42 protein-coding genes are annotated in these 24578 nt (G+C 53.5%); 36 read left to right on the top strand and 6 right to left on the bottom strand.

Annotated features, from left to right (window positions below; genetic code table 11):
- Nucleotides 1-199: 199 nt before the first annotated feature.
- The 31 genes from rpsJ to ACUXAC_RS23045 all read left to right on the top strand — a co-directional run bounded on the left by rpsJ (nt 200) and on the right by ACUXAC_RS23045 (nt 15102).
- Nucleotides 200-511 carry a 30S ribosomal protein S10 gene (gene rpsJ / locus ACUXAC_RS23195; protein ID WP_001181005.1) on the top strand — a complete coding sequence of 104 codons (312 nt, stop codon included), beginning with the start codon at nt 200-202 and terminating at the stop codon, nt 509-511.
- A 32-nt stretch (nt 512-543) separates the two neighbouring features.
- Nucleotides 544-1173 carry a 50S ribosomal protein L3 gene (gene rplC, locus ACUXAC_RS23190; protein ID WP_015379265.1) on the top strand — a complete coding sequence of 210 codons (630 nt, stop codon included), beginning with the start codon at nt 544-546 and terminating at the stop codon, nt 1171-1173.
- A 10-nt stretch (nt 1174-1183) separates the two neighbouring features.
- Nucleotides 1184-1789: a 50S ribosomal protein L4 gene (rplD, locus tag ACUXAC_RS23185; RefSeq protein ID WP_004929779.1), complete on the top strand. Its 606-nt coding sequence runs from the start codon at nt 1184-1186 to the stop codon at nt 1787-1789.
- Nucleotides 1786-2088, top strand: a complete 303-nt coding sequence (gene rplW, locus ACUXAC_RS23180; RefSeq protein ID WP_004929776.1) for a 50S ribosomal protein L23 — start codon at nt 1786-1788, stop codon at nt 2086-2088. Before rplD ends, rplW begins: the two co-directional genes overlap by 4 nt.
- An 18-nt stretch (nt 2089-2106) precedes the next feature.
- Nucleotides 2107-2931 (top strand): 50S ribosomal protein L2, encoded by an 825-nt coding sequence (gene rplB / locus ACUXAC_RS23175; RefSeq protein WP_004929775.1) that lies wholly within the window; start codon nt 2107-2109, stop codon nt 2929-2931.
- Nucleotides 2932-2945: 14 nt separating this feature from the next.
- Nucleotides 2946-3224 carry a 30S ribosomal protein S19 gene (gene rpsS, locus ACUXAC_RS23170; RefSeq protein WP_004929772.1) on the top strand — a complete coding sequence of 93 codons (279 nt, stop codon included), beginning with the start codon at nt 2946-2948 and terminating at the stop codon, nt 3222-3224.
- A gap of 14 nt (nt 3225-3238) precedes the next feature.
- A complete protein-coding gene (rplV, locus tag ACUXAC_RS23165; RefSeq protein WP_002223844.1) occupies nt 3239-3571 on the top strand; it encodes a 50S ribosomal protein L22 in 333 nt (110 codons plus the stop codon).
- Between the two features lie 17 nt (nt 3572-3588).
- The gene (gene rpsC / locus ACUXAC_RS23160; RefSeq protein WP_004929766.1) at nt 3589-4287 is read left to right on the top strand and encodes a 30S ribosomal protein S3; all 699 of its coding nucleotides are present in this window, start codon (nt 3589-3591) and stop codon (nt 4285-4287) included.
- Between the two features lie 12 nt (nt 4288-4299).
- On the top strand, nt 4300-4710 hold the full coding sequence (gene rplP / locus ACUXAC_RS23155) for a 50S ribosomal protein L16 (protein WP_004929764.1): 411 nt from the start codon (nt 4300-4302) through the stop codon (nt 4708-4710).
- The gene (gene rpmC / locus ACUXAC_RS23150; RefSeq protein WP_004929762.1) at nt 4710-4901 is read left to right on the top strand and encodes a 50S ribosomal protein L29; all 192 of its coding nucleotides are present in this window, start codon (nt 4710-4712) and stop codon (nt 4899-4901) included. The genes rplP and rpmC overlap by 1 nt, the downstream gene beginning before the upstream one ends.
- A complete protein-coding gene (gene rpsQ, locus ACUXAC_RS23145) occupies nt 4902-5156 on the top strand; it encodes a 30S ribosomal protein S17 (RefSeq protein WP_004929760.1) in 255 nt (84 codons plus the stop codon).
- A 172-nt stretch (nt 5157-5328) separates the two neighbouring features.
- On the top strand, nt 5329-5700 hold the full coding sequence (gene rplN / locus ACUXAC_RS23140; protein WP_000613954.1) for a 50S ribosomal protein L14: 372 nt from the start codon (nt 5329-5331) through the stop codon (nt 5698-5700).
- A 9-nt stretch (nt 5701-5709) separates the two neighbouring features.
- Complete coding sequence (gene rplX, locus ACUXAC_RS23135) at nt 5710-6024, top strand: 50S ribosomal protein L24 (RefSeq protein WP_019456185.1); 315 nt, start codon at nt 5710-5712, stop codon at nt 6022-6024.
- A gap of 14 nt (nt 6025-6038) precedes the next feature.
- A complete protein-coding gene (gene rplE / locus ACUXAC_RS23130; RefSeq protein ID WP_004929756.1) occupies nt 6039-6578 on the top strand; it encodes a 50S ribosomal protein L5 in 540 nt (179 codons plus the stop codon).
- A gap of 13 nt (nt 6579-6591) precedes the next feature.
- Nucleotides 6592-6897 (top strand): 30S ribosomal protein S14, encoded by a 306-nt coding sequence (gene rpsN / locus ACUXAC_RS23125; protein ID WP_019456186.1) that lies wholly within the window; start codon nt 6592-6594, stop codon nt 6895-6897.
- Nucleotides 6898-6927: 30 nt separating this feature from the next.
- Nucleotides 6928-7320 carry a 30S ribosomal protein S8 gene (gene rpsH, locus ACUXAC_RS23120; RefSeq protein WP_004929753.1) on the top strand — a complete coding sequence of 131 codons (393 nt, stop codon included), beginning with the start codon at nt 6928-6930 and terminating at the stop codon, nt 7318-7320.
- Between the two features lie 14 nt (nt 7321-7334).
- Complete coding sequence (gene rplF / locus ACUXAC_RS23115) at nt 7335-7868, top strand: 50S ribosomal protein L6 (RefSeq protein WP_004929751.1); 534 nt, start codon at nt 7335-7337, stop codon at nt 7866-7868.
- A 9-nt stretch (nt 7869-7877) separates the two neighbouring features.
- Nucleotides 7878-8231, top strand: coding sequence for a 50S ribosomal protein L18 (gene rplR, locus ACUXAC_RS23110; protein ID WP_004929748.1), 354 nt, complete (start codon nt 7878-7880; stop codon nt 8229-8231).
- A 14-nt stretch (nt 8232-8245) separates the two neighbouring features.
- Nucleotides 8246-8746: a 30S ribosomal protein S5 gene (rpsE, locus tag ACUXAC_RS23105; protein WP_004929747.1), complete on the top strand. Its 501-nt coding sequence runs from the start codon at nt 8246-8248 to the stop codon at nt 8744-8746.
- 6 nt (nt 8747-8752) lie between these two features.
- Complete coding sequence (gene rpmD / locus ACUXAC_RS23100) at nt 8753-8932, top strand: 50S ribosomal protein L30 (RefSeq protein ID WP_048232028.1); 180 nt, start codon at nt 8753-8755, stop codon at nt 8930-8932.
- A 3-nt stretch (nt 8933-8935) separates the two neighbouring features.
- Nucleotides 8936-9370, top strand: coding sequence for a 50S ribosomal protein L15 (gene rplO, locus ACUXAC_RS23095; RefSeq protein ID WP_004929742.1), 435 nt, complete (start codon nt 8936-8938; stop codon nt 9368-9370).
- Between the two features lie 7 nt (nt 9371-9377).
- Nucleotides 9378-10709: a preprotein translocase subunit SecY gene (secY, locus tag ACUXAC_RS23090; RefSeq protein ID WP_004929740.1), complete on the top strand. Its 1332-nt coding sequence runs from the start codon at nt 9378-9380 to the stop codon at nt 10707-10709.
- A 33-nt stretch (nt 10710-10742) separates the two neighbouring features.
- Nucleotides 10743-10859, top strand: a complete 117-nt coding sequence (gene rpmJ, locus ACUXAC_RS23085; RefSeq protein WP_002227352.1) for a 50S ribosomal protein L36 — start codon at nt 10743-10745, stop codon at nt 10857-10859.
- Between the two features lie 148 nt (nt 10860-11007).
- Nucleotides 11008-11364, top strand: a complete 357-nt coding sequence (rpsM, locus tag ACUXAC_RS23080) for a 30S ribosomal protein S13 (protein WP_004929734.1) — start codon at nt 11008-11010, stop codon at nt 11362-11364.
- Between the two features lie 16 nt (nt 11365-11380).
- Nucleotides 11381-11770: a 30S ribosomal protein S11 gene (rpsK, locus tag ACUXAC_RS23075; RefSeq protein ID WP_004929731.1), complete on the top strand. Its 390-nt coding sequence runs from the start codon at nt 11381-11383 to the stop codon at nt 11768-11770.
- A gap of 30 nt (nt 11771-11800) precedes the next feature.
- Entirely contained in the window at nt 11801-12421 is a 621-nt protein-coding gene (gene rpsD / locus ACUXAC_RS23070) for a 30S ribosomal protein S4 (protein WP_025304496.1), read from the top strand.
- A 25-nt stretch (nt 12422-12446) separates the two neighbouring features.
- A complete protein-coding gene (locus ACUXAC_RS23065) occupies nt 12447-13436 on the top strand; it encodes a DNA-directed RNA polymerase subunit alpha (RefSeq protein WP_002919219.1) in 990 nt (329 codons plus the stop codon).
- Nucleotides 13437-13476: 40 nt separating this feature from the next.
- Nucleotides 13477-13866 (top strand): 50S ribosomal protein L17, encoded by a 390-nt coding sequence (gene rplQ / locus ACUXAC_RS23060; RefSeq protein ID WP_004929726.1) that lies wholly within the window; start codon nt 13477-13479, stop codon nt 13864-13866.
- Nucleotides 13867-14014: 148 nt separating this feature from the next.
- The gene (locus tag ACUXAC_RS23055) at nt 14015-14389 is read left to right on the top strand and encodes a DnaJ family domain-containing protein (RefSeq protein WP_387445069.1); all 375 of its coding nucleotides are present in this window, start codon (nt 14015-14017) and stop codon (nt 14387-14389) included.
- Nucleotides 14389-14820, top strand: coding sequence for a Zn(2+)-responsive transcriptional regulator (gene zntR / locus ACUXAC_RS23050; RefSeq protein WP_033636251.1), 432 nt, complete (start codon nt 14389-14391; stop codon nt 14818-14820). The genes ACUXAC_RS23055 and zntR overlap by 1 nt, the downstream gene beginning before the upstream one ends.
- Nucleotides 14821-14895: 75 nt before the next feature.
- Nucleotides 14896-15102: an alternative ribosome-rescue factor A gene (locus ACUXAC_RS23045; RefSeq protein ID WP_047729715.1), complete on the top strand. Its 207-nt coding sequence runs from the start codon at nt 14896-14898 to the stop codon at nt 15100-15102.
- A 56-nt stretch (nt 15103-15158) separates the two neighbouring features.
- Here ACUXAC_RS23045 and mscL read toward each other — a convergent pair whose 3' ends face one another.
- From mscL to def, 5 genes are all read right to left on the bottom strand, one after another.
- Nucleotides 15159-15575 (bottom strand): large-conductance mechanosensitive channel protein MscL, encoded by a 417-nt coding sequence (gene mscL / locus ACUXAC_RS23040; protein WP_025304493.1) that lies wholly within the window; start codon nt 15573-15575, stop codon nt 15159-15161.
- A gap of 135 nt (nt 15576-15710) precedes the next feature.
- Nucleotides 15711-17087 (bottom strand): Trk system potassium transporter TrkA, encoded by a 1377-nt coding sequence (gene trkA, locus ACUXAC_RS23035; RefSeq protein ID WP_004929716.1) that lies wholly within the window; start codon nt 17085-17087, stop codon nt 15711-15713.
- Between the two features lie 55 nt (nt 17088-17142).
- Nucleotides 17143-18432: a 16S rRNA (cytosine(967)-C(5))-methyltransferase RsmB gene (rsmB, locus tag ACUXAC_RS23030; RefSeq protein WP_387445066.1), complete on the bottom strand. Its 1290-nt coding sequence runs from the start codon at nt 18430-18432 to the stop codon at nt 17143-17145.
- A 72-nt stretch (nt 18433-18504) separates the two neighbouring features.
- Nucleotides 18505-19449: a methionyl-tRNA formyltransferase gene (gene fmt, locus ACUXAC_RS23025; RefSeq protein ID WP_387445064.1), complete on the bottom strand. Its 945-nt coding sequence runs from the start codon at nt 19447-19449 to the stop codon at nt 18505-18507.
- A 17-nt stretch (nt 19450-19466) separates the two neighbouring features.
- Nucleotides 19467-19976 (bottom strand): peptide deformylase, encoded by a 510-nt coding sequence (def, locus tag ACUXAC_RS23020; protein WP_015379260.1) that lies wholly within the window; start codon nt 19974-19976, stop codon nt 19467-19469.
- Between the two features lie 133 nt (nt 19977-20109).
- On the opposite strand from def, the gene dprA reads away from it, so the two are divergent.
- From dprA to aroE, 5 genes are read left to right on the top strand one after another with little or no spacing between them, the layout of a single operon-like run.
- Nucleotides 20110-21231 carry a DNA-protecting protein DprA gene (dprA, locus tag ACUXAC_RS23015; protein WP_060441500.1) on the top strand — a complete coding sequence of 374 codons (1122 nt, stop codon included), beginning with the start codon at nt 20110-20112 and terminating at the stop codon, nt 21229-21231.
- Nucleotides 21203-21676 (top strand): DUF494 family protein Smg, encoded by a 474-nt coding sequence (smg, locus tag ACUXAC_RS23010; RefSeq protein WP_033650013.1) that lies wholly within the window; start codon nt 21203-21205, stop codon nt 21674-21676. The genes dprA and smg overlap by 29 nt, the downstream gene beginning before the upstream one ends.
- A gap of 25 nt (nt 21677-21701) precedes the next feature.
- On the top strand, nt 21702-22247 hold the full coding sequence (locus ACUXAC_RS23005) for a DNA topoisomerase family protein (protein WP_019456195.1): 546 nt from the start codon (nt 21702-21704) through the stop codon (nt 22245-22247).
- 7 nt (nt 22248-22254) lie between these two features.
- Nucleotides 22255-22824, top strand: coding sequence for an L-threonylcarbamoyladenylate synthase type 1 TsaC (gene tsaC / locus ACUXAC_RS23000; protein WP_047729720.1), 570 nt, complete (start codon nt 22255-22257; stop codon nt 22822-22824).
- An 11-nt stretch (nt 22825-22835) separates the two neighbouring features.
- Complete coding sequence (aroE, locus tag ACUXAC_RS22995) at nt 22836-23654, top strand: shikimate dehydrogenase (protein WP_087762906.1); 819 nt, start codon at nt 22836-22838, stop codon at nt 23652-23654.
- A gap of 38 nt (nt 23655-23692) precedes the next feature.
- Here aroE and ACUXAC_RS22990 read toward each other — a convergent pair whose 3' ends face one another.
- The gene (locus ACUXAC_RS22990) at nt 23693-24235 is read right to left on the bottom strand and encodes a gamma carbonic anhydrase family protein (protein WP_004929699.1); all 543 of its coding nucleotides are present in this window, start codon (nt 24233-24235) and stop codon (nt 23693-23695) included.
- Nucleotides 24236-24578: the final 343 nt, after the last annotated feature.

The following is a 24578-nucleotide window of genomic DNA, read 5'->3' as shown; positions in this document are numbered from 1 at the left end:
CATTTTGCGTATAATGCGCGGGCTTACCTAATCTTGGTAAGCCTGATTTTAGCGAATCAGTCGATTGGCAGGCCTTTTTTGCCTTTCGAACAATACTCCCGATATGGGGGTTATATGTTGACGATTACACTCCCCCATCAATCGAAATGGGTGTGAGGAGTAATTATTTACGTTTATAAATAATTGGAGCTCTGGTCTCATGCAGAACCAAAGAATCCGTATCCGCCTGAAAGCGTTTGATCATCGTCTGATCGATCAATCAACCGCGGAAATCGTCGAGACTGCAAAGCGCACTGGTGCGCAAGTCCGTGGTCCGATCCCGCTGCCAACTCGCAAAGAGCGCTTTACCGTTCTGATCTCTCCGCACGTCAACAAAGACGCGCGCGATCAGTACGAGATTCGCACTCACAAGCGTCTGGTTGACATCGTTGAGCCAACCGAGAAAACCGTTGATGCTCTGATGCGTCTGGATCTGGCTGCCGGTGTAGACGTGCAGATCAGCCTGGGTTAATCAGGTCATTGAGCGATTGAGAGGTTGAAACAATGATTGGTTTAGTCGGTAAAAAAGTGGGTATGACCCGTATCTTCACTGAAGATGGCGTTTCTATCCCAGTAACCGTAATTGAAATTGAAGCGAACCGCGTGACTCAGGTTAAAAGCCTGGACACCGACGGTTACCGTGCCGTTCAGGTTACCACTGGTAGCAAAAAAGCTAACCGTGTAACCAAGCCGGAAGCGGGCCATTTCGCTAAAGCTGGCGTTGAAGCTGGCCGTGGTCTGTGGGAATTCCGCCTTGAAGAAGGTCAAGAGTTCGCTGCAGGTCAGGAAATTAGCGTAGAAATCTTCGCTGACGTTAAAAAAGTCGATGTTACCGGTACTTCTAAAGGTAAAGGTTTTGCTGGCACTGTTAAGCGCTGGAACTTCCGTACCCAAGACGCTACCCACGGTAACTCCTTGTCTCACCGCGTTCCGGGTTCTATCGGTCAGAACCAGACTCCGGGCAAAGTGTTCAAAGGCAAGAAAATGGCTGGCCACCTGGGTGATGAGCGCGTAACCGTTCAAAGCCTGGACGTAGTACGTGTTGACGCTGAGCGCAACCTGCTGCTGGTTAAGGGTGCTGTACCGGGCGCAACCGGTGGCAACCTGATCGTTAAACCAGCTGTGAAGGCGTAAGGGGATAGCAATGGAATTAGTATTGAAAGACGCGCAAAGCGCGCTGACTGTTTCCGAAACTACCTTCGGTCGTGATTTCAACGAAGCGCTGGTACACCAGGTTGTTGTTGCTTATGCAGCAGGTGCCCGTCAAGGTACTCGTGCTCAGAAGACCCGTGCTGAAGTAACTGGTTCCGGCAAAAAGCCATGGCGTCAGAAAGGCACCGGCCGTGCGCGTTCAGGTTCTGTAAAGAGCCCGATCTGGCGTTCAGGCGGCGTGACCTTTGCTGCTAAGCCACAGGACCACAGTCAGAAAGTAAACAAAAAGATGTACCGCGGCGCGCTGAAAAGCATCCTGTCCGAACTGGTACGTCAAGATCGTCTGATCGTTGTCGAGAAGTTCTCTGTAGAAGCGCCTAAAACTAAGCTGCTGGCACAGAAACTGAAAGATATGGCTCTGGAAGACGTGCTGATCGTGACCGGTGAACTGGATGAGAATCTGTTCCTGGCAGCTCGCAACCTGTACAAGGTTGACGTGCGCGATGTAGCAGGTATCGATCCGGTTAGCCTGATCGCCTTCGACAAAGTGGTTATGACTGCTGATGCTGTGAAGCAAGTTGAGGAGATGCTGGCATGATCCGTGAAGAACGTTTGCTGAAAGTGCTGCGTGCACCGCACGTATCTGAAAAAGCATCCGCTGCGATGGAAAAAAGCAACACCATCGTTCTCAAAGTTGCCAAAGACGCGACCAAAGCAGAAATCAAAGCTGCAGTGCAGAAACTGTTTGAAGTCGAAGTCAAAGACGTGAACACCCTGGTAGTTAAAGGGAAAGTGAAGCGTCACGGTCAGCGTGTTGGTCGTCGTAGCGACTGGAAAAAAGCTTACGTCACCCTGAAAGAAGGCCAGAATCTGGACTTCATCGGCGGCGCAGAGTAAGTCGGAGGAGTAAGAACAATGGCAATTGTTAAATGTAAACCTACATCTCCGGGTCGTCGCCACGTTGTTAAAGTGGTTAACCCTGAGCTGCACAAGGGTAAACCTTATGCCCCGCTGCTGGAAAAACTGAGCAAAAGCGGTGGTCGTAACAACAATGGCCGTATCACCACCCGTCATATCGGTGGTGGCCACAAGCAACATTATCGTCTGGTTGACTTCAAGCGCAACAAAGACGGTATCCCTGCTGTGGTTGAGCGTCTGGAGTACGATCCGAACCGTTCCGCGAACATCGCGCTGGTTCTGTACAAAGACGGCGAACGCCGTTACATCCTGGCGCCGAAAGGCCTGAAAGCTGGTGACCAGATTCAATCTGGCGTTGATGCTGCAATCAAAGCGGGTAACACCCTGCCGATGCGCAACATTCCAGTTGGTTCAACGGTTCACAACGTAGAAATGAAACCAGGTAAAGGCGGCCAGATGGCTCGCTCCGCTGGCGCCTACGTTCAGATCGTTGCTCGTGATGGTTCCTACGTAACTCTGCGTCTGCGCTCCGGCGAAATGCGTAAAGTTCCAGCTGATTGCCGCGCCACCCTGGGTGAAGTCGGTAACGCTGAACACATGCTTCGCGTTCTGGGTAAAGCAGGTGCTGCACGTTGGCGTGGTGTTCGTCCTACCGTTCGCGGTACGGCGATGAACCCGGTAGATCACCCGCACGGTGGTGGTGAAGGTCGTAACTTTGGTAAGCACCCGGTAACTCCGTGGGGCGTTCAGACCAAAGGTAAGAAGACCCGTAGCAACAAGCGTACTGATAAGTTCATCGTACGTCGCCGTAGCAAAAAATAATTAGAGGATAAGCCATGCCACGTTCTCTCAAGAAAGGTCCTTTTATTGACCTGCACTTGCTGAAGAAGGTAGAGAAAGCGGTGGAAAGCGGTGACAAGAAGCCTTTGCGCACTTGGTCCCGTCGTTCAACGATCTTTCCTAACATGATCGGTTTGACCATCGCTGTCCATAATGGTCGTCAGCACGTACCAGTGTTCGTTTCCGATGAAATGGTCGGTCACAAACTGGGTGAATTCGCGCCGACTCGTACTTATCGCGGCCATGCGGCTGATAAAAAAGCTAAAAAGCGCTAAGGTAGGAGGAAGAGATGGAAACTATCGCTAAACATCGCCACGCTCGTTCTTCTGCTCAGAAGGTTCGCCTTGTTGCTGACCTGATTCGCGGTAAGAAAGTGTCGCAAGCTCTGGAAACTCTGACCTACACCAACAAGAAAGCTGCTGGTCTGGTTAAGAAAGTGCTGGAGTCTGCCATTGCTAACGCAGAACACAACGATGGCGCTGACATCGATGATCTGAAAGTTACGAAAATCTTCGTAGACGAAGGCCCAAGCATGAAGCGCATTATGCCGCGTGCAAAAGGTCGTGCAGATCGCATCCTGAAGCGCACCAGCCACATTACTGTGGTTGTGTCCGATCGCTGAGACTCTGGAGACTAGCAATGGGTCAGAAAGTACATCCTAATGGTATTCGCCTGGGTATTGTCAAACCTTGGAACTCTACTTGGTATGCGAATACCAAAGAATTCGCTGACAACCTGGACAGCGACTTTAAAGTTCGTCAATTCCTGACTAAGGAACTGTCGAAAGCTTCCGTTTCTCGCATCGTTATCGAGCGTCCTGCGAAGAGCATCCGTGTGACCATTCACACTGCTCGTCCAGGCATCGTTATCGGCAAGAAAGGTGAAGACGTCGAAAAACTGCGCAAGGTCGTAGCGGACATCGCTGGCGTTCCTGCACAGATCAACATCGCCGAAGTCCGTAAACCGGAACTCGACGCTAAATTGGTTGCTGACAGCATCACTTCTCAGCTGGAACGTCGCGTTATGTTCCGTCGTGCTATGAAGCGTGCAGTACAGAACGCAATGCGTCTTGGCGCTAAAGGTATCAAAGTTGAAGTAAGCGGCCGTCTTGGCGGCGCTGAAATCGCACGTACCGAATGGTACCGCGAAGGTCGTGTTCCATTGCACACTCTGCGTGCGGACATCGACTACAACACATCTGAAGCGCACACCACTTATGGTGTAATCGGCGTTAAGGTATGGATCTTCAAAGGTGAGATCCTGGGTGGTATGGCTGCAGTTGAACAACCGGAACCGGCTGCTCAACCTAAAAAGCAGCAGCGTAAAGGCCGCAAGTAAGGAGAGTCGCTGATGTTACAACCAAAGCGTACAAAATTCCGTAAGGTGCACAAGGGCCGCAACCGTGGTCTGGCGCAAGGTACGGATGTTAGCTTCGGCACTTTCGGTCTGAAAGCTGTTGGCCGTGGCCGTCTGACTGCTCGTCAAATCGAAGCAGCTCGTCGTGCAATGACTCGTGCAGTTAAGCGTCAAGGCAAGATCTGGATCCGTGTATTCCCGGACAAACCGATCACCGAGAAGCCGCTGGAAGTGCGTATGGGTAAAGGTAAGGGTAACGTGGAGTATTGGGTTGCCCTGATCCAGCCTGGTAAGGTCCTGTACGAAATGGACGGCGTGCCAGAAGAGGTTGCCCGCGAGGCATTCAAACTGGCAGCAGCGAAACTGCCGATCAAAACCACCTTTGTAACTAAGACGGTGATGTAATGAAAGCACAAGAGCTGCGTGAAAAAAGCGTTGAAGAGCTGAATGCCGAGCTGCTCAACCTGCTGCGTGAGCAATTCAACTTGCGCATGCAGGCGGCCAGTGGCCAGCTGCAACAAACTCACCTGTTGAAACAAGTGCGTCGTGACGTCGCACGCGTTAAGACTTTACTGACTCAAAAGGCGGGTGTGTAAATGACTGAAGTTATCCGTACCCTGCAGGGTCGTGTTGTTAGCGATAAAATGGAGAAATCCATCGTTGTTGCTATCGAGCGTACTGTGAAGCACCCGATCTACGGGAAATTCATCAAACGTACGACCAAGCTGCACGTACATGACGAGAACAACGAATGTGGTACCGGCGACGTGGTGGAAATCCGCGAATGCCGCCCACTGTCCAAGACTAAGTCCTGGACGTTGGTTCGCGTTGTAGAGAAAGCGATTCTGTAATAGAGTAGCTGGCTCTCACTTAATAAACGGCTCAGAAAATGAGCCGTTTATTTTTTCTACCCATACCAAGTAAGCGGTGTTATAATGCTGCGCCCTCGGTTATGGGGCTTTTCAACGGCCTAATTTTTACTTGGGTCTTTAAAGTAGTAGTTGACATTAGCGGAGCACTAAAATGATCCAAGAACAGACTATGCTGAACGTCGCCGACAACTCCGGTGCACGTCGCGTAATGTGTATCAAGGTTCTAGGTGGCTCGCACCGTCGCTACGCAGGCGTCGGCGACATCATCAAAATTACCATCAAGGAAGCAATTCCTCGCGGTAAGGTGAAGAAAGGCGATGTTCTGAAGGCGGTAGTGGTGCGCACCAAGAAGGGTGTACGTCGCCCGGACGGTTCTGTCATTCGCTTCGATGGCAATGCATGCGTTATTTTGAACAATAACAGCGAGCAGCCAATCGGTACGCGTATTTTTGGGCCGGTAACTCGTGAACTGCGTAATGAGAAGTTCATGAAAATTATCTCTCTGGCACCAGAAGTACTCTAAGGAGCGAACATGGCAGCGAAGATCCGTCGTGATGACGAAGTTATCGTGATTACCGGGAAAGACAAAGGTAAGCGCGGTAAAGTAAAAAATGTCCTGTCTGCTGGCAAGGTCATTGTTGAAGGCATCAACCTGGTTAAGAAACACCAGAAGCCGGTTCCGGCTCTGAACCAACCAGGCGGCATTGTTGAAAAAGAAGCTGCAATTCAGGTTTCTAACATTGCTATCTTCAACGCGGCTACCGGCAAGGCTGACCGTGTAGGCTTTAGATTCGAAGAGGGCAAAAAAGTCCGTTTCTTCAAGTCTAACAGCGAAACTATCAAGTAATTTGGAGTAATACGATGGCGAAACTGCATGATTACTACAAAGACGAGGTAGTCAAACAACTGATGTCTCAGTTTGATTACAACTCTGTCATGCAAGTCCCTCGGGTCGAGAAGATCACCCTGAACATGGGTGTTGGTGAAGCGATTGCTGACAAGAAACTGCTGGATAACGCCGCAGCGGACCTGGCAGCCATCTCCGGTCAAAAACCGTTGATCACCAAAGCCCGCAAATCTGTTGCAGGCTTCAAAATCCGTCAGGGCTATCCGATCGGCTGTAAAGTAACTCTGCGTGGCGAACGCATGTGGGAGTTCTTTGAGCGTCTGATCTCCATTGCTGTTCCACGTATCCGTGACTTCCGTGGCCTGTCCGCCAAGTCATTCGATGGCCGTGGCAACTACAGCATGGGCGTGCGTGAGCAAATCATCTTCCCAGAAATCGACTACGACAAAGTCGATCGCGTTCGTGGTTTGGATATTACCATTACCACTACTGCGAAATCTGATGATGAAGGCCGCGCGCTGCTGGCTGCTTTTAACTTCCCGTTCCGCAAGTAAGGCAGGGTTACTGATGGCTAAGCAATCAATGAAAGCACGCGAAGTCAAGCGCGTGAAATTAGCTGACAAGTTCTTTGCAAAACGCGTTGAACTGAAAGCTATTATCTCTGATGTGAACGCGTCCGATGAAGATCGTTGGGATGCCGTTCTCAAGCTGCAAACTCTGCCGCGTGATTCCAGCCCGTCTCGTCAGCGTAAACGCTGCCGCCAAACTGGCCGTCCACATGGTTATGTGGGCAAATTCGGGTTGAGCCGTATTAAGCTTCGTGAAGCCGCTATGCGCGGTGAAGTACCAGGCTTGAAAAAGGCTAGCTGGTAATTACCAATTGAATCACGGGAGTAAAGACAGATGAGCATGCAAGATCCGATCGCGGATATGCTGACCCGTATCCGTAACGGTCAAGCCGCGAACAAAGTTGCGGTCACCATGCCTTCCTCCAAGCTGAAAGTGGCAATTGCCAACGTGCTGAAGGAAGAAGGTTTTATTGAAGATTTCAAAATCGAAGGCGACGCCAAGCCTGTTCTGGAACTGGTACTGAAGTACTTCCAGGGCAAAGCTGTGGTAGAAAGCATTCAACGTATCAGCCGTCCAGGTCTGCGCATCTACAAGAAAAAAGATGAGCTGCCAAAAGTTATGGCCGGTTTGGGTATCGCTGTTGTTTCTACCTCTAAAGGTGTTATGACCGATCGTGCAGCTCGCCAGGCTGGTCTGGGTGGCGAGATTATCTGCTACGTAGCTTAATTCGGGAGGAAAGAATGTCTCGTGTTGCAAAAGCACCCGTCGTCATTCCTGCCGGCGTAGAGGTAAAACTCAACGGTCAGGTTATTTCGATTAAGGGTAAAAACGGCGAGTTGACTCGTACTATCCACGACGCCGTTGAAGTGAAGCAAGAAGCTAACGCACTGACTTTCGCTCCGCGCGAAGGTTTTGCTAACGCATGGGCTCAAGCGGGTACCACGCGCGCTCTGCTGAACGCAATGGTTGTTGGTGTTACCGAAGGCTTCACCAAAAAGCTTCAACTGGTAGGTGTTGGTTATCGTGCTGCCGTTAAAGGCAACGTGGTGAATTTGGCCCTGGGCTTCTCTCACCCTATCGATCACCAGCTGCCGGCAGGTATCACTGCTGAATGCCCAAGCCAAACTGAAATCGTGCTGAAAGGCGCTGATAAGCAGGTTATTGGCCAGGTAGCAGCAGATCTGCGCGCTTACCGTCGTCCTGAGCCTTACAAAGGTAAAGGTGTTCGTTACGCCGACGAAGTCGTGCGTACCAAAGAGGCTAAGAAGAAGTAAGGTAACACTATGGATAAGAAATCTGCTCGTATCCGTCGTGCGACCCGCGCACGCCGCAAGCTCCAAGAGCTGGGTGCAACCCGCCTGGTGGTACATCGTACCCCGCGTCACATTTACGCACAGGTGATTGCTCCAAACGGTTCTGAAGTACTGGTAGCCGCTTCTACTTTAGAAAAAGCTATCGCGGAGCAACTGAAGTATTCCGGTAACAAAGACGCAGCAGCAGCCGTAGGTAAAGCTCTGGCTGAGCGCGCGTTGGAAAAAGGGATTGCGAAAGTATCCTTTGACCGTTCCGGTTTCCAATATCATGGTCGAGTCCAGGCACTGGCAGATGCTGCCCGTGAAGCTGGCCTTCAGTTCTAAGGAAGAGGTTTAAGATGGCTCACATCGAAAAACAAGCTGGCGAACTGCAGGAAAAGCTGATCGCGGTAAACCGCGTATCTAAAACCGTAAAAGGTGGCCGTATTTTCAGCTTTACCGCACTGACTGTAGTTGGTGATGGTAACGGTCGCGTTGGTTTTGGCTACGGCAAAGCACGCGAAGTTCCAGCAGCGATCCAGAAAGCGATGGAAAAAGCCCGTCGCAACATGATGAACGTCGCGCTGAACAGCGGCACCCTGCAGCACCCTGTTAAGGGCGCTCACACGGGTTCTCGCGTGTTCATGCAGCCTGCTCATGAAGGTACCGGTATCATCGCGGGTGGTGCAATGCGCGCCGTTCTCGAAGTTGCTGGGGTGCACAACGTATTGGCTAAAGCTTATGGTTCCACTAACCCGATCAACGTGGTTCGTGCAACTATCGACGCTCTGGCGAATATGAAGTCTCCTGAAATGGTCGCTGCTAAGCGTGGTAAATCCGTTGCCGACATTCTGGGGTAATTGACCATGGCTAAGACTATTAAAGTTACACAAACTCGCAGCTCAATTGGCCGTCTGCCGAAGCATAAAGCTACTCTGCTCGGTCTGGGTCTGCGTCGTATTGGTCACACCGTAGAGCGCGAGGATACTCCTGCTGTTCGCGGTATGGTCAACCTGGTTTCCTACATGGTTAAAGTTGAGGAGTAACAGATGCGTTTAAATACTCTGTCTCCGGCTGAAGGTGCCAAGCATGCGCCTAAGCGTGTAGGTCGTGGTATTGGTTCTGGCCTGGGTAAAACCGGCGGCCGTGGTCACAAAGGTCAGAAGTCTCGTTCTGGCGGTGGCGTACGTCGTGGTTTCGAAGGTGGTCAGATGCCTCTGTACCGTCGTCTGCCGAAATTCGGCTTCACTTCACGCAAAGCGATGATCACGGCAGAAGTTCGTCTGTCTGAACTGGCTCTGGTTGAAGGCGATGTTATCGACCTGAACGCGCTGAAAGCCGCTAACGTAGTTGGTGTCCAGATCGAATTCGCGAAAGTTGTACTTTCTGGCGAAGTCGCTCGTCCGGTAACCCTGCGTGGTCTGCGTGTCACCAAAGGCGCTCGTGCTGCTATCGAGGCTGCTGGCGGTAAAATTGAGGAATAAGTAGCAGATGGCTAAGCAACCAGGATTAGATTTTCAAAGTGCTAAAGGCGGGCTCGGCGAGCTGAAGCGCAGACTTTTGTTTGTAATCGGCGCGCTGATTGTCTTCCGTATCGGCTCTTTCATTCCGATTCCTGGTATCGATGCCACTGTGCTTGCCAAATTGCTTGAGCAGCAGAGAGGCACTATCATTGAAATGTTTAACATGTTCTCTGGTGGTGCCCTCAGCCGTGCTTCTATCTTTGCTCTGGGGATCATGCCGTATATCTCGGCGTCGATCATTATCCAGCTGCTGACGGTGGTTCATCCAGCGTTGGCCGAAATCAAGAAAGAAGGGGAGGCTGGCCGTCGCAAGATTAGCCAGTACACCCGTTACGGTACGCTGGTATTGGCCATATTCCAGTCGATCGGTATTGCTACCGGTCTGCCGAATATGCCTGGTATGCAGGGCCTGGTGTTAAACCCAGGCTTTGCATTCTACTTTACTGCGGTTGTGAGCCTGGTGACCGGGACAATGTTCCTGATGTGGCTGGGTGAGCAGATTACTGAGCGCGGTATCGGCAACGGTATCTCGATCATTATCTTCGCGGGTATTGTAGCGGGGCTCCCGCCGGCAGTGGCCCATACTATCGAGCAAGCGCGGCAAGGCGACCTGCACTTCCTCCTGCTGCTGTTGGTTGCAGTATTGGTGTTTGCAGTAACCTTCTTCGTTGTTTTCATCGAGCGTGGTCAACGTCGTATCGTCGTTAACTATGCGAAGCGTCAACAAGGTCGTCGTGTTTATGCAGCACAGAGTACACACTTACCGTTGAAAGTGAACATGGCGGGTGTTATCCCGGCGATTTTCGCTTCCAGCATTATTCTGTTCCCGGCCACGATTGCATCATGGTTTGGGGGCGGTACCGGTTGGAACTGGCTGACTACGATTTCGCTGTATTTGCAGCCAGGGCAACCGCTTTATGTGTTACTCTATGCGTCTGCAATCATCTTCTTCTGTTTCTTCTACACGGCGTTGGTCTTCAACCCGCGTGAGACAGCAGATAACCTGAAGAAGTCCGGTGCCTTCGTACCAGGAATTCGTCCGGGAGAGCAAACGGCGAAGTATATCGATAAAGTAATGACGCGTTTAACCCTGGTGGGCGCGATGTACATTACTTTCATCTGCCTGATCCCGGAGTTCATGCGTGATGCAATGAAAGTACCATTCTACTTTGGTGGTACCTCGCTACTGATCGTGGTTGTCGTCATCATGGACTTTATGGCTCAAGTGCAAACTCTGATGATGTCAAGTCAGTACGAGTCTGCATTGAAGAAAGCAAATCTGAAAGGCTATAACCGCTAGTCAGATTCGTTTGAGAAGTTACGGAGAGTAAAAATGAAAGTTCGTGCTTCCGTCAAGAAATTATGTCGTAACTGCAAAATCGTTAAGCGTAACGGTGTCGTTCGTGTGATTTGCAGCGCCGAGCCGAAGCATAAACAGCGTCAAGGCTGATTATCTCGCATATTTTTCTTGCAAAGTTGGGTTGAGCTGGCTAGATTAGCCAGCCAATCTTTTGTATGTCGCACTGCAACACTATTTGAGTATCCTGAAAACGGGCTTTTCAGAATGGTGTTGCTGTATAAAATAGTAGGAGTGCATAGTGGCCCGTATAGCAGGCATTAACATTCCTGATCATAAACATACCGTTATCGCCTTAACGTCGATCTTCGGTATCGGTAAAACCCGTTCACAGGCTATCTGTGCATCCACGGGTATTGCTGAAAATGTTAAGATCAGTGAGCTGTCTGAAGAGCAAATCGAAAAGCTTCGTGATGCAGTTGCCAAATACACCGTTGAGGGTGATTTGCGTCGTGAAATTACCCTGAGCATCAAGCGTCTTATGGACCTTGGTTGCTATCGTGGTTTGCGTCATCGTCGTGGTCTGCCGGTACGCGGTCAGCGCACCAAGACCAACGCTCGTACCCGTAAGGGTCCGCGCAAGCCGATCAAGAAATAATCGGGGTTATTGAATAATGGCAAAGGCACCTGTTCGTACACGTAAGCGTGTAAGAAAGCAAGTCTCTGACGGCGTGGCTCATATCCATGCTTCTTTCAACAACACCATCGTTACCATCACTGATCGTCAGGGTAATGCTTTGGGTTGGGCAACAGCCGGTGGTTCCGGTTTCCGTGGTTCTCGTAAGTCCACTCCGTTCGCAGCACAGGTTGCAGCAGAACGTTGTGCTGACGCAGTAAAAGAATACGGTATCAAGAACCTGGAAGTTATGGTTAAAGGACCTGGTCCTGGTCGTGAGTCTACTATCCGCGCTCTGAACGCGGCTGGTTTCCGCATCACTAATATTACTGATGTGACTCCGATCCCTCATAACGGTTGTCGTCCGCCGAAAAAGCGCCGCGTGTAACGCAGCTTTTAGGATTGTTGGAGAAAGAAAATGGCAAGATATTTGGGTCCTAAGCTCAAGCTGAGCCGTCGTGAGGGCACAGACCTGTTCCTTAAGTCTGGCGTTCGCGCGATCGATTCCAAGTGTAAAATTGAACAAGCACCTGGTCAGCACGGTGCGCGTAAACCGCGTCTGTCTGATTACGGTGTTCAGTTGCGTGAGAAGCAGAAAGTTCGCCGTATGTACGGCATTCTGGAGCGTCAATTCCGTAACTATTACAAAGAAGCAACCCGCCTGAAGGGCAACACCGGTGAAAACCTGTTGCAGCTGCTGGAAGGTCGTCTGGACAACGTTGTTTACCGTATGGGCTTCGGCGCTACTCGTGCAGAGTCACGTCAGCTGGTTAGCCACAAAGCAGTTATGGTAAACGGTCACGTTGTTAACATCGCTTCTTATCAGGTATCTCCGAATGACGTAGTCAGCATCCGCGAGAAAGCTAAAAAGCAGTCTCGTGTTAAAGCTTCTCTGGAGCTGGCTGAGCAGCGTGAAAAGCCGACTTGGCTGGAAGTTGATGCTGCTAAGATGGAAGGCGTGTTCAAGCGTATGCCTGAACGTACCGATCTGTCTGCGGACATTAACGAACACCTGATCGTCGAGCTTTACTCCAAGTAAAGCTTAGTACCAAAGAGAGGACACAATGCAGGGTTCTGTGACAGAGTTTCTAAAACCGCGCCTGGTAGATATCGAGCAAGTCAGTTCGACGCACGCCAAGGTGACCCTTGAGCCTTTAGAGCGTGGCTTTGGCCATACTCTTGGCAACGCACTGCGCCGTATTCTGCTTTCATCTATGCCGGGTTGCGCGGTGACCGAGGTTGAGATTGATGGTGTACTGCATGAGTACAGCACCAAAGAAGGCGTACAGGAAGATATCCTGGAGATCCTGCTCAACCTGAAAGGGCTGGCGGTGAGAGTTCAAGGCAAAGACGAAGTTATTCTTACCCTGAATAAATCTGGCATTGGCCCTGTGACCGCTGCCGACATCACCCATGATGGTGATGTCGAAATCGTCAAGCCTCAGCACGTGATTTGCCACCTGACTGATGAGAACGCGGCTATCAGCATGCGTATCAAAGTTCAGCGCGGTCGCGGTTATGTGCCGGCTTCTGCCCGAATTCATTCGGAAGAAGATGAGCGCCCAATCGGTCGTCTGTTGGTTGACGCCTGCTACAGCCCTGTAGAGCGTATCGCCTACAATGTTGAAGCTGCGCGTGTAGAACAGCGTACTGACTTGGATAAGCTGGTCATCGAGATGGAGACCAATGGCACGATCGATCCTGAAGAGGCGATCCGCCGTGCGGCCACCATTCTGGCTGAACAACTTGAAGCTTTCGTTGACCTGCGTGATGTACGTCAGCCGGAAGTTAAAGAAGAGAAACCAGAGTTCGATCCGATCTTGCTGCGCCCTGTTGACGATCTGGAATTGACTGTCCGCTCTGCTAACTGCCTCAAGGCAGAAGCTATCCACTACATCGGTGATCTGGTACAGCGTACCGAGGTTGAGTTGCTGAAAACGCCAAACCTGGGTAAAAAATCTCTTACCGAGATTAAAGACGTGCTGGCCTCACGTGGTCTGTCTCTGGGCATGCGCCTGGAAAACTGGCCACCGGCAAGCATTGCTGACGAGTAACCGGATCACAGGTTAAGGTTTTACTGAGAAGGATAAGGTCATGCGCCATCGTAAGAGTGGTCGTCAACTGAACCGTAACAGCAGCCATCGCCAGGCTATGTTCCGTAACATGGCCGGCTCTTTGGTTCGTCATGAGATCATCAAGACGACCCTGCCAAAAGCAAAAGAGCTGCGTCGCGTTGTTGAGCCGCTGATTACTCTTGCCAAGACCGACAGCGTAGCTAATCGTCGTCTGGCATTCGCCCGTACTCGTGATAACGAGATCGTGGCAAAACTGTTTAACGAGCTGGGCCCGCGTTTCGCGAGCCGTGCCGGTGGTTACACTCGCATTCTGAAGTGTGGCTTCCGCGCAGGCGACAACGCGCCGATGGCATACATCGAGCTGGTTGATCGTGCTGAGTCTCAAGCAGAAGTAGCAACTGCAGAGTAATCTGTAGACGCGTAAAAAAACCGGGCTTGCCCGGTTTTTTTACGTCCAAACCCAGCCAAATGTGCGTAATTCTCCCGCTGCGCTTAAGATCCCCGCCCCTATCCGCTATGCTAAGGCTTCATCATTAGGCTTACCGAGGCTGTTTGTTATGGGGTTGCTCGATCAATGGGCGGAACGTCATATCCTTGATGCCCAGGATAAAGGCGAGTTCGACAATCTGCCCGGCCAGGGCCAACCGTTGACGTTGGAAGATGACAGCGCGGTGCCGGCTGAGCTACGCGCCGGTTACCGTCTGCTGAAAAATGCCGGTTACCTGCCACCGGAGCTGGAAGATCGCAAAGAGGCGTTGACCGTTGCTCGCTTGCTGCAAGGGATTAGCTGTGAGCATCCGGACTATGTCGAACTCAGTAAACGCATGGCGCTGCTGGAGCATCGATTGCGTCAGGCTGGGATGAGTACGGATTTCTTGCATGGCGAATATCAGCGTGCATTGGACGGCAAATTCACCCGAGAGGAGAAGTAATGTTCAAGATAGGTCAGTTGGCCAAGCTTGCTGAAGTGACGCCGGATACCGTGCGTTACTATGAAAAGCAGGGCATGATGGATCACAATGTCCGCACCGAGGGCGGTTATCGGCTCTACACCGAGCAGGATCTGCAGCGGCTGCGCTTCATTCGCTATGCCAAGCAGCTGGGGTTTACTCTGGAAACGATCGCCGAGCTGCTGTCGATCCGTGTCGATCCTGAACATCATACCTGCCAAGAGTCGAAGTCGATCGTCGATGCGCGCCTGAGCGAAGTGGAAAGCAAGTTGGCGGAGCTGACGCGTATGCGCGAATCGCTGAAGCGGCTGAGTGATGCCTGCTGCGGCACTGCCCATACCAGCAATTATTGCTCTATTCTGGAAGCCTTGGAACAGGGCGCAAGCGATGAAAAAGGCAAAAAAGGTTGCTGACGGTACTTTAATTTTTATACCGCCGGCAGTATTATCGCCCCGTTTTATTACCCCACCTTTTACAGGAGCATTATCATGACGAAATATCGTCACACTAAAGGTCAGATTCAAGATAACGCCATTGAGGCGCTGCTGCATGATCCGCTATTCCGTCAACGAGTAGAAAAGAATGTGAAAGGCAAAGGCAGCTATCGGCGTAAAGAAAAACACAACAAAGGCGGTAACTGGGAGGCCAGTGGTAAACTATCAAACGATAAGTTACCACTGGCCTTCTGGTTTTAAGCATTAAAAAAGCCACCTTCGTCAGGTGGCTTTTTATTGGCGTAACCAACGCTGTTTTACAGTTTTGGCTGCTGTTGCTGGCTCAGCAGGTCACGGATTTCCGTCAGCAGTTTCTCTTCTGCGGTAGGTGCTGGCGGCGCTGCCGGGGCTTCTTCCTGCTTGCGGCGCATTTTGTTCATCAATTTAATCGCCAGGAAGATGGCGAAGGCGACAATCACGAAGTCGAATACGGTTTGAATGAATGAACCGTAGTTCATTACCACCGCCGGAACGGCGCCCTGAGCTTCACGTAATACCAGATGAAACTGTTTAAAGTCGACGCCGCCGATCAGTAAGCCCAGAGGTGGCATGATGATATCGGCCACGAAGGACGAAACAATCTTGCCGAATGCAGCACCGATAATCACACCGACGGCCAAATCGACCACGTTGCCACGCATGGCAAATTCGCGAAACTCTTTCAACATACTCATAGAACGCACCCCTTGCAGAATTAATAACTCAAGTTTAACAAAGCAATTTCCCTTTGCCACAAAAGGAGAGAAGTTTTATCTCCCCAAGGCAGAGAACAACTACGCGATTATAGACCATCGCCTAATAAATTCGTTCTACAAGAAGAACGGGCTCGGTTGGAACAAGCGTTCAACGTCCGGCACGAATTTCTTGTCGGTAATAAACATGATGACGTGATCGCCCTGTTCGATTTTGCTGTTGCCATTGGCGATGATAACGTCGTCGCCACGCACGATCGCACCGATGGTGGTACCTGGTGGCAGCTTGATGTCTTCGACGATGCGGCCGACTACTTTGGACGTGCTTTCATCGCCGTGGGCAATCGCTTCGATCGCTTCCGCCACGCCGCGGCGCAGTGACGAAACGCTGACGATATCCGCTTTGCGCACGTGCCCCAACAGGGCGGAGATGGTCGCCTGTTGGGGGGAAATGGCAATATCGATCACGCTGCCTTGCACCAGATCGACATAGGCGCGGCGCTGGATCAATACCATTACCTTCTTGGCGCCCATGCGCTTGGCCAGCATGGCGGACATGATGTTGGCCTCATCGTCGTTGGTGATAGCGATGAAGACATCCACTTGCTCGACGTGCTCTTCGGCCAGCAGCTCCTGGTCGGAGGCATCGCCGTAGAACACGATGGTATCGTGCAGCTGCTCGGCCAGTTCGGCGGCGCGTTGCTGGTTTCGCTCGATAAGTTTGACGTTGTAGTCTTTTTCCAGCTTGGCGGCCAGGCCGGCGCCGACGTTGCCGCCACCGACGATCATGATGCGCTTATACGGTTTTTCCAGCCGCTGCAGTTCGCTCATCACCGCGCGGATGTGTTGTGATGCGGCGACGAAGAAGACTTCATCACCGGCTTCGATAATGGTCGAGCCTTGCGGCCTGATCGGTCTGTCCTGGCGGAAAATTGCGGCGACGCGGGTGTCGATATGTGGCATGTGTTCGCGCATCGAAGAGAGCGCATTGCCGACCAGCGGGCCACCGTAATAGGCTTTAACCGCGGCGATGCTGACCTTGCCTTCGGCGAAATTGACCACCTGCAACGCGCCGGGGTACTCAATCAGCTTGTAGATATAGTCTATGACCAACTGTTCCGGTGAAATCAGATGGTCGATCGGCACCGCTTCCGGCAGGAACAGTTTCTCCGACTCGCGGATATATTCCGGCGCGCGGATACGGGCGATACGGTTGGGGGTATTAAACAGAGAATAGGCGATCTGGCAGGCGATCATGTTGGTTTCGTCGGAGTTGGTGACGGCGACCAGCATGTCGGCGTCTTCCGCGCCGGCTTCGCGCAGCACTCGAGGGTGAGAGCCGTGCCCCTGAACCACGCGCAGATCGAATTTATCCTGCAGCTGACGCAGACGACCGGAATCGGTATCGACGACGGTGATATCGTTGTTTTCACCCACCAGGTTTTCCGCCAGCGTCCCGCCAACCTGACCGGCACCAAGAATAATTATTTTCATCGTGTTCTCTGCTTCACACTGAAAGACTTAGGGCGCGCGTGCACGCCCCGAAGCATTACATTTTAATCAGCTTAGCGTAAAAGAAGCCATCGCCGTCCTCGGGATGCGGGATATTCTGCCGCCCTGGCCGCTGCGCATCACCGGTTTCAACCAGTTTGGCATTGGCGTGGCGCTGCAAGAACGCGGCGATCTGGCTGCTGTTTTCATCCGGCAGGATAGAGCAGGTCGCGTAAACCATCACGCCGCCCGATTTCAGATGGGGCCAGACGGCTTCCAGGATGTCGGCCTGCAGCGCGGCGAGTTCGGCGATGTCGCGATCGCGGCGCAGCCATTTGATGTCGGGGTGACGGCGGATCACGCCGGTGGCGGAACAAGGCGCGTCCAGCAGGATCCGGTCGAACTGCTTGTCACCGCACCATTGCTGCGGGGTGCGGCCATCACCCAGCTTAACTTCGGCATGCAAACGCAGGCGCTGCAGGTTTTCTTTCACCCGCGCCAGGCGCTGTTCGTCGATATCGACCGCCATGACGTGCGCTTTCGGTGCCGCTTCCAGAATATGCGTGGTTTTGCCGCCAGGCGCGGCGCACAAATCGAGGATCTGTTCACCGTCTTGCGGATCCAATAGATCGACACAGCCCTGGGCTGAGGCATCTTGCACGGTGACCCAGCCGTCGGCGAACCCAGGCAGATCGGTCACGGCGCAAGGCGCCAGCAAACGCACTGCATCGGCATAGTCTGCGTGAGGTTCTGCGGCGATGCCGGCGTCGGTCAACAACTGCAGATAAGCTTTCCGAGTGTGATGCAGGCGGTTGACGCGCAGCCACATCGGTGGCTTCTGGTTATTGGCGTCGACGATCTGTTCCCAGTTGGCGGGATAGGCTTGGTGAAGGCGTTTCAGCAACCAGCTTGGGTGCAGATAGCGGCTGTCATTGTTGGCGGCGCGCTGCAGCAGCTCTTCCTGCTGGCGCTGGAATTGCCGCAAGACGCCGTTAATCAGGCCTTTCAACTGCGGGCGTTTCAGCGCTACCGCGCCCTCCACGGTTTCCGCCAATACGGCGTGCGCCGGGATACGGGTATACAGCAGCTGATACAGGCCGACCATCAGCAAATAGTGCAGCGTACGCTGCTTGCCGGTCAGCGGCTTGGCCATCAATTGCTGAATGCACCATTCGAGCTGCGGCAGCACGCGCAGCGTGCCGAAACACAGTTCCTGCAGCAACCCGCGATCTTTATCGCTGATGGTGGTTTGGAGCGCCGGCAGGACGGTGCTGAGCGACTGCCCTTGATCCAGCACCTGGCCGATGGCTTTGGCAGCGATGCTGCGGAGATTGTAATTATTTTTCATAGGCTGAAGCTGATAACGATCGGCATTAAGAAAATAACGGCCCGGCGATGAACGGCCGGGCAGTGGGGTGACTTACAGCCGGTTACCCGGGGTAAACCATTCACGACGTGAATTTAAAAGGTCTTGCGCCGACATCGGTTTCTTGCCGGCGGGCTGCAGTTGGATCAGATTGAGGATGCCGTCGGCGGTCGCCACCTGAATGCCGTGCTTGTCGGCATGGACAACGGTGCCTGGCTCCACGTTGGCGCTTTGCGCCAGTACGCTGGCTTGCCACACTTTCACCGGTTGATCGTCGATGGTGAAGTAGCTGACCGGCCAAGGGTTGAAGGCGCGGATACAACGCTCCAACTGAGCGGCGGACAGATTCCAGTCCAGGCGGGCTTCTTCTTTGCTCAGCTTCTCTGCGTAGGTGACCAGCGCTTCGTCCTGCACTTCGCGGGTGGCGCTGCCGTCTGCCATTTGGCGCAGCGTAGTCAGCATGCCCTGCGGGCCGAGCTGTGCCAGCTTGTCGTAGAGACTGGCGCTGGTATCGCTGCTCTCAATCGGGCAGGCAATCTTGTGCATCATGTCGCCAGTATCGAGACCTACGTCCATCTGCATGATGGTCACGCCGGTTTCGCTGTCGCCGGCCCAGAGCGAACGCTGGATTGGTGCCGCGCCGCGCCAGCGAGGCAGCAGCGAGCCATGTACGTTGATGCAACCGAGACGCGGCATATCCAGCACCGCCTGCGGCAGGATCAGCCCATAGGCAACCACCACCATCACGTCGGCGTGGAGATCGGCCACCAGGCGTTGATTTTCTTCGGGGCGCAGCGATTTGGGCTGGAAGACCGGCAGTTGGTGTTGTTCAGCCAGCACTTTGACCGGGCTTGGCGTCAGCTTGTTGCCGCGGCCCGCCGGGCGGTCGGGCTGGGTAAAAACGCCGACAATCTGGTGCTCAGATGACAACAGCGCGTCAAGATGACGCGCTGCGAAGTCTGGTGTTCCGGCGAAAATAATCCGTAAAGAGTCAGACACGTTGATTTCCTGATCGGTTAGGCGCGGGCTTGAAGCTTGGCCATTTTTTCCAGTTTCTGACGAATGCGCTGACGCTTGAGCGGCGACAGGTAATCGACGAACAGTTTACCCATCAGGTGATCCATCTCGTGCTGGATGCAGATCGCCAACAGATCGTCCGCTTCCAGCTCGAAAGGTTTGCCTTCGCGATCCAGTGCGCGGATCTTCACCTGCGCGGCACGGGGTACCAACGCACGCTGTTCGGGAATGGAAAGACAGCCTTCCTCGATGCCGGTTTCGCCGCTTTTTTCCAGCAGTTCCGGGTTGATCAGCACCAGGCGCTGATCGCGATTCTCGGAGACGTCGATCACGATAATGCGCTGATGGATATCCACCTGAGTCGCAGCCAGGCCAATGCCTTCCTCTGCGTACATGGTTTCAAACATATCATCCACGATGCGCTGGATATCTGCATTGACTTCTTTTACCGGCGCTGCGACTTTGCGCAGACGCTCGTCTGGGAAATGTAATACCTGCAAGACTGACATATATCTTTAGATCTGTATCCGAGTAATGAACGAGGTTTAACCTCTATTCTAGACATTTCCCGGCCTGATTGACAGCATTGCGCACCAATTGCTCAGATTGGTAATACCACCGTTTTTGCTGAGGGAACAGACGATGCGGCCGGAAGAGATCGCTTTACGGATGCGAGGGGTAACGGGGCTGCAGACCGTTGTGGCCAGCCGGCTCGTGCGGCAGCTATCGCAAATGGGGTGCGAGCCTCGCCGCGTGCTGCATGAGCTAGGGTTGGACGAACGGCAGCAGACGCAGTTCAACCAGGTGGATCCCGGTTATCTGGCCGCGACCCTGCGTTGGCTGGAGGAGCCGGCGCACCGTATGCTGAACTACGGAGCGGCCGGTTATCCGGAACGCCTGGCCCAGATCGACGATGCGCCGCTGTTTCTGCTGATCGAGGGCGATCCTCAGGCGTTGCTGCGCCCGCAGCTCGCCATGGTTGGCAGCCGGCAGTTCAGCCACTACGGTGAGCGTTGGGCCAATTATTTCGCCGAGGAATTGGCGCGTTGCGGTTTCACCATCACCAGCGGTTTGGCGATCGGCATCGACGGCATTTGCCATCGCGCAGCGCTGGCGGTCGGGGGTTGCACGGTAGCGGTGCTGGGCAGCGGACTGGCCAATGTTTATCCACGCCGGCACCGCAGGCTCGCGGAGCATATTGTCGAGCAGGGCGGCGCGGTGATTTCAGATCATTTGGTCACTGATTTACCTCTGGCCGACCATTTTCCGCGCCGTAACCGTATTATCAGCGGGCTGAGCCAGGGCGTTCTGGTCATAGAAGCCTCGTTGCGCAGCGGTACTCTGGTGACGGCTCGCTATGCGCTGGAGCAGGGGCGTGAAGTGTTCGCCTTGCCGGGGCCGTTAGGGAACCCGATGAGCGAGGGGACACATTGGCTGATCCAACAGGGCGCGCACCTGGTCACCGGGCCTAAAGATATCGCAGAATTGCTGGGAAGCGGCCTTCACTGGCTGCCACTGAACGAAAATACAACTATTTGTGCGTCGCAGGCTGAAGTTGAATTGCCATTTGCCGATGTGTTGGCTAACGTAGGAGATGAGGTGACACCTGTTGACGTCGTCGCTGAACGTGCCGGCCAACCTGTGCCAGTGGTGGTAATCAAGTTACTCGAACTGGAGTTAGCAGGTTGGATCGCAGCTGTACCCGGCGGCTATGTCCGAATAAGGAGGGCAAGCCATGTTCGACGTACTCATGTACTTGTTTGAAACTTATATCCACAATGAACCAGAGATGCGCGTCGATCAGGATCAACTGACTGATGATCTCGCTCAGGCGGGGTTTCATCGGGATGATATCTACAACGCGTTGAATTGGCTTGAGAAGTTGGCTGACCTGCAAGAAGGTCAAAATGCGCCTTACTTTATGGATGCCGATCCGCTGGCGATGCGGATCTACACCGAAGAGGAAAGCGCGCGTTTGGACGCCGGCTGCCGTGGTTTTCTCCTGTTCCTGGAACAGATTCAGGTATTGAACCTCGAAACCCGTGAAATGGTTATCGACCGCGTTATGGCCTTGGATAATGCGGAATTCGATCTCGAAGATCTGAAATGGGTCGTGTTGATGGTGCTGTTTAATATCCCCGGATATGAAAGCGCCTATCAGCAAATGGAAGAACTGTTGTTTGAAGTGAACGAAGGTTATCTGCATTGAGCCGATAACGCGCATAGAAGACGTTATGACAAAAAACGCGATTTTTGCCGCCAGGCAAAATGAACCCTGTCCGGAATGCGGGGCCGAGTTGGTGATCCGTAGCGGTCGCCATGGCCCCTTCCTCGGCTGTTCCCAGTACCCTGAATGCCAATATATTCGCCCGCTGAAAGCGCAGGCCGACGGGCATATCGTCAAGGTGCTGGATGGGCAACAGTGCCCGAAGTGCCAGGCGACGTTGGTGCTGCGCCAGGGGCGCTATGGCATGTTTATCGGTTGCAGCGATTATCCGCAGTGCGATCACACTGAAGTGATCGATAAGCCTGACGAAACCGCCATTACCTGTCCGCAGTGCGGTCAGGGCAAACTGCTGCAGCGTAAATCGCGCTATGGCAAGGTTTTTCACTCCTGCGATCGTTACCCGGAATGCCAATTTGCCCTCAATGTTAAACCCGTCGCCGGTGAATGTGCCTATTGCCATTATCCGCTGCTGATGGAAAAGCGCACGGCAAAAGGCCCCGTCCTGTGCTGTGCCAGCAAGCTGTGCGGAAAACCCGTCGCGACTACAGAATAATCACATCATGAACTCAGAATTAAGCCCGAACCTTGTATCTATCATCGATGCTTTGCATCAACAGCAGGTGATTGCCTATCCTACCGAAGCGGTATTCGGCCTGGGGTGCGATCCCGACAGCGAACAGGCGGTCAATGCGCTGCTGGCGTTGAAACAGCGGCCGTGGGAAAAGGGGCTGATTCTGATCGCCGCCGACTATGCGCAGCTTAAGCCTTATATCGACGACAGTGCGCTCAGCGAACAGCAGCGCGCGACGATGTTCGCCAGCTGGCCTGGGCCGGTAACCTGGGTATTGCCTGCTCGCCCGGAGACGCCACGTTTACTGACCGGGCGTTTCAGCTCGCTGGCGGTGCGCGTTAGCGATCACCCGTTGGTGCAGCGGCTGTGTCGGCAGTACGGTAAGCCACTGGTATCGACCAGTGCCAATCTCAGTGGGTTGGAGCCGTGCCGCAGTGCGGATGAAGTCACACGACAATTCGGCACTGCTTTCCCGGTATTGGCCGGCGAGGTGGGTGGCCGTCTTAATCCTTCCGAAATCAGAGATGCTCTGACCGGCGAACAGATCCGTCAGGGCTAGAGGTAATGGGCATGGAGAAGTTTGCGGTATTTGGCAACCCTATTGGTCACAGCAAGTCGCCGCGAATTCATGCGCTGTTCGCTGCCCAGACTGGCATTGAGCATCCTTATGGAGCGGTGTTGGCGCCGTTGGACGGTTTTGAAACCAGCCTGCAGGCGTTTATCCACGCCGGAGGGCTGGGGGCGAACGTCACGGTGCCTTTCAAAGAGCGTGCTTATGAGCTCGCCTCCGAGCTGAGCGAGCGTGCAGCGATGGCCGGGGCGGTCAATACCCTGAAGGTATTGCCGAATGGCGGTCTATTGGGGGATAACACCGACGGCGTCGGTTTGCTGACCGATCTGCAGCGTCAACAATTGATCCGGCCGCAGGATCGCATTCTGCTGGTGGGCGCCGGCGGCGCAGCGCGCGGTGTGATCCTACCGCTGCTGTCTTTCGGCTGCCGGCTCACGATCACCAACCGCACCTTCAGCCGGGCTCAAGAGTTGGCACACGCTTTCCGGCATTTGGGGGAAATCTCGGCGGCGCCGATGGATCAACTGGATCAGCAAGCGTTCGATCTGGTGATCAATGCGACGGCGTCCGGCATCAGCGGGGAGATCCCGGCCTTGCCCGCGGGCGTAGTCAACGCGAAAACCCGTTGTTATGACATGTTCTATCAGCAGGGCGTCACGCCATTCCTGGCCTGGGCGCAGCAGCGGGGGGCAACGGAATATGCCGATGGGCTGGGTATGCTGGTGGGGCAGGCGGCGCATGCTTTCCTGCTTTGGCACGGAGTGATGCCAGAGATCGAGCCGGTATTGCGCCAGCTGCGCAGCGAGCTGGCGGCATAAATCCTACCCCGTTCTCTTTATAGGGAACGGGGCGCCCATCAGATATCTTCCGACAGGTATTCGTCTTTCCAGCGTACATAGTTGTTAGAAGAGTAAAGCAATCCCTCCAACTCGGCGGCGGTCAACGGCCGAACCTGGCGTGCCGGGCTGCCCATATAAAGATAGCCGCTCGCCAGGCGCTTGCCCGGCGCCACCAAACTGCCGGCACCAATCATTACGTCGTCTTCTACTACTACACCGTCCAACAGGATCGATCCCATACCGACCAGCACCCGGTTGCCGATGGCGCAGCCGTGCAGCATCGCTTTATGGCCCACGGTCACGTCTTCCCCAATCAGCAGGGGATAACCGTCTGGGTTGTGTTCGGAACGGTGAGTCACATGCAGTACGCTGCCGTCCTGAATATTGCTGCGCGCGCCGATCTTTACCGCATTGACGTCGCCGCGGATAGCGACCAGCGGCCAGATGCTGACGTCATCCGCCAGATCGACGTCGCCGATCACGACGCTGGAAGGATCGATCAAGACGCGCTGACCGAGCTTGGGGGTGTATTGAAGATAAGAACGTACTGCATCGGACATAATGCTGCCTCACGTCGGGATCATATTTACCGGCAATACTAGACTCTGGCGATGGAATTACAACCAACAGCAGCGCCGGATCCTGCGGAAAATGGCCCTGATCGCACAAGATCCACCCGGAAGGGCTGAAAAGTGTGCAAACAGAAAGAAAAGATCAAAAAAGGGGTTGTGCAAAAAACTCGGATCCCTATAATGCGCCTCCATCGACACGGCGCAAGTGATTCACTTCACACAGCGGCCGGGAAGAAAGAGAAAAAATCCTGAAAATTAGGGTTGACTCTGAAAGAGGAAAGCGTAATATACGCCACCTCGAGTTAGCAAGCGAAAGCGCCTAACTCACTGC

The organism is Serratia sp. 121840015-1 (genome assembly GCF_053627655.1).
This window is presented reverse-complemented; position numbering and strand designations above follow the sequence as displayed.

Excerpts from the sequence above, each read along its gene's own strand:
- rpsJ (WP_001181005.1), top strand. The coding sequence starts at position 200 with ATGCAGAACCAAAGAATCCGTATCCGCCTGAAAGCGTTTGATCATCGT.
- rplC (WP_015379265.1), top strand. The coding sequence starts at position 544 with ATGATTGGTTTAGTCGGTAAAAAAGTGGGTATGACCCGTATCTTCACT.
- rplD (WP_004929779.1), top strand. The coding sequence starts at position 1,184 with ATGGAATTAGTATTGAAAGACGCGCAAAGCGCGCTGACTGTTTCCGAA.
- rplW (WP_004929776.1), top strand. The coding sequence starts at position 1,786 with ATGATCCGTGAAGAACGTTTGCTGAAAGTGCTGCGTGCACCGCACGTA.
- rplB (WP_004929775.1), top strand. The coding sequence starts at position 2,107 with ATGGCAATTGTTAAATGTAAACCTACATCTCCGGGTCGTCGCCACGTT.
- rpsS (WP_004929772.1), top strand. The coding sequence starts at position 2,946 with ATGCCACGTTCTCTCAAGAAAGGTCCTTTTATTGACCTGCACTTGCTG.
- rplV (WP_002223844.1), top strand. The coding sequence starts at position 3,239 with ATGGAAACTATCGCTAAACATCGCCACGCTCGTTCTTCTGCTCAGAAG.
- rpsC (WP_004929766.1), top strand. The coding sequence starts at position 3,589 with ATGGGTCAGAAAGTACATCCTAATGGTATTCGCCTGGGTATTGTCAAA.
- rplP (WP_004929764.1), top strand. The coding sequence starts at position 4,300 with ATGTTACAACCAAAGCGTACAAAATTCCGTAAGGTGCACAAGGGCCGC.
- rpmC (WP_004929762.1), top strand. The coding sequence starts at position 4,710 with ATGAAAGCACAAGAGCTGCGTGAAAAAAGCGTTGAAGAGCTGAATGCC.
- rpsQ (WP_004929760.1), top strand. The coding sequence starts at position 4,902 with ATGACTGAAGTTATCCGTACCCTGCAGGGTCGTGTTGTTAGCGATAAA.
- rplN (WP_000613954.1), top strand. The coding sequence starts at position 5,329 with ATGATCCAAGAACAGACTATGCTGAACGTCGCCGACAACTCCGGTGCA.
- rplX (WP_019456185.1), top strand. The coding sequence starts at position 5,710 with ATGGCAGCGAAGATCCGTCGTGATGACGAAGTTATCGTGATTACCGGG.
- rplE (WP_004929756.1), top strand. The coding sequence starts at position 6,039 with ATGGCGAAACTGCATGATTACTACAAAGACGAGGTAGTCAAACAACTG.
- rpsN (WP_019456186.1), top strand. The coding sequence starts at position 6,592 with ATGGCTAAGCAATCAATGAAAGCACGCGAAGTCAAGCGCGTGAAATTA.
- rpsH (WP_004929753.1), top strand. The coding sequence starts at position 6,928 with ATGAGCATGCAAGATCCGATCGCGGATATGCTGACCCGTATCCGTAAC.
- rplF (WP_004929751.1), top strand. The coding sequence starts at position 7,335 with ATGTCTCGTGTTGCAAAAGCACCCGTCGTCATTCCTGCCGGCGTAGAG.
- rplR (WP_004929748.1), top strand. The coding sequence starts at position 7,878 with ATGGATAAGAAATCTGCTCGTATCCGTCGTGCGACCCGCGCACGCCGC.
- rpsE (WP_004929747.1), top strand. The coding sequence starts at position 8,246 with ATGGCTCACATCGAAAAACAAGCTGGCGAACTGCAGGAAAAGCTGATC.
- rpmD (WP_048232028.1), top strand. The coding sequence starts at position 8,753 with ATGGCTAAGACTATTAAAGTTACACAAACTCGCAGCTCAATTGGCCGT.
- rplO (WP_004929742.1), top strand. The coding sequence starts at position 8,936 with ATGCGTTTAAATACTCTGTCTCCGGCTGAAGGTGCCAAGCATGCGCCT.
- secY (WP_004929740.1), top strand. The coding sequence starts at position 9,378 with ATGGCTAAGCAACCAGGATTAGATTTTCAAAGTGCTAAAGGCGGGCTC.
- rpmJ (WP_002227352.1), top strand. The coding sequence starts at position 10,743 with ATGAAAGTTCGTGCTTCCGTCAAGAAATTATGTCGTAACTGCAAAATC.
- rpsK (WP_004929731.1), top strand. The coding sequence starts at position 11,381 with ATGGCAAAGGCACCTGTTCGTACACGTAAGCGTGTAAGAAAGCAAGTC.
- rpsD (WP_025304496.1), top strand. The coding sequence starts at position 11,801 with ATGGCAAGATATTTGGGTCCTAAGCTCAAGCTGAGCCGTCGTGAGGGC.
- ACUXAC_RS23065 (WP_002919219.1), top strand. The coding sequence starts at position 12,447 with ATGCAGGGTTCTGTGACAGAGTTTCTAAAACCGCGCCTGGTAGATATC.
- rplQ (WP_004929726.1), top strand. The coding sequence starts at position 13,477 with ATGCGCCATCGTAAGAGTGGTCGTCAACTGAACCGTAACAGCAGCCAT.
- ACUXAC_RS23055 (WP_387445069.1), top strand. The coding sequence starts at position 14,015 with ATGGGGTTGCTCGATCAATGGGCGGAACGTCATATCCTTGATGCCCAG.
- zntR (WP_033636251.1), top strand. The coding sequence starts at position 14,389 with ATGTTCAAGATAGGTCAGTTGGCCAAGCTTGCTGAAGTGACGCCGGAT.
- ACUXAC_RS23045 (WP_047729715.1), top strand. The coding sequence starts at position 14,896 with ATGACGAAATATCGTCACACTAAAGGTCAGATTCAAGATAACGCCATT.
- mscL (WP_025304493.1), bottom strand. The coding sequence starts at position 15,575 with ATGAGTATGTTGAAAGAGTTTCGCGAATTTGCCATGCGTGGCAACGTG.
- trkA (WP_004929716.1), bottom strand. The coding sequence starts at position 17,087 with ATGAAAATAATTATTCTTGGTGCCGGTCAGGTTGGCGGGACGCTGGCG.
- rsmB (WP_387445066.1), bottom strand. The coding sequence starts at position 18,432 with ATGAAAAATAATTACAATCTCCGCAGCATCGCTGCCAAAGCCATCGGC.
- def (WP_015379260.1), bottom strand. The coding sequence starts at position 19,976 with ATGTCAGTCTTGCAGGTATTACATTTCCCAGACGAGCGTCTGCGCAAA.
- dprA (WP_060441500.1), top strand. The coding sequence starts at position 20,110 with ATGCGGCCGGAAGAGATCGCTTTACGGATGCGAGGGGTAACGGGGCTG.
- smg (WP_033650013.1), top strand. The coding sequence starts at position 21,203 with ATGTTCGACGTACTCATGTACTTGTTTGAAACTTATATCCACAATGAA.
- ACUXAC_RS23005 (WP_019456195.1), top strand. The coding sequence starts at position 21,702 with ATGACAAAAAACGCGATTTTTGCCGCCAGGCAAAATGAACCCTGTCCG.
- tsaC (WP_047729720.1), top strand. The coding sequence starts at position 22,255 with ATGAACTCAGAATTAAGCCCGAACCTTGTATCTATCATCGATGCTTTG.
- aroE (WP_087762906.1), top strand. The coding sequence starts at position 22,836 with ATGGAGAAGTTTGCGGTATTTGGCAACCCTATTGGTCACAGCAAGTCG.
- ACUXAC_RS22990 (WP_004929699.1), bottom strand. The coding sequence starts at position 24,235 with ATGTCCGATGCAGTACGTTCTTATCTTCAATACACCCCCAAGCTCGGT.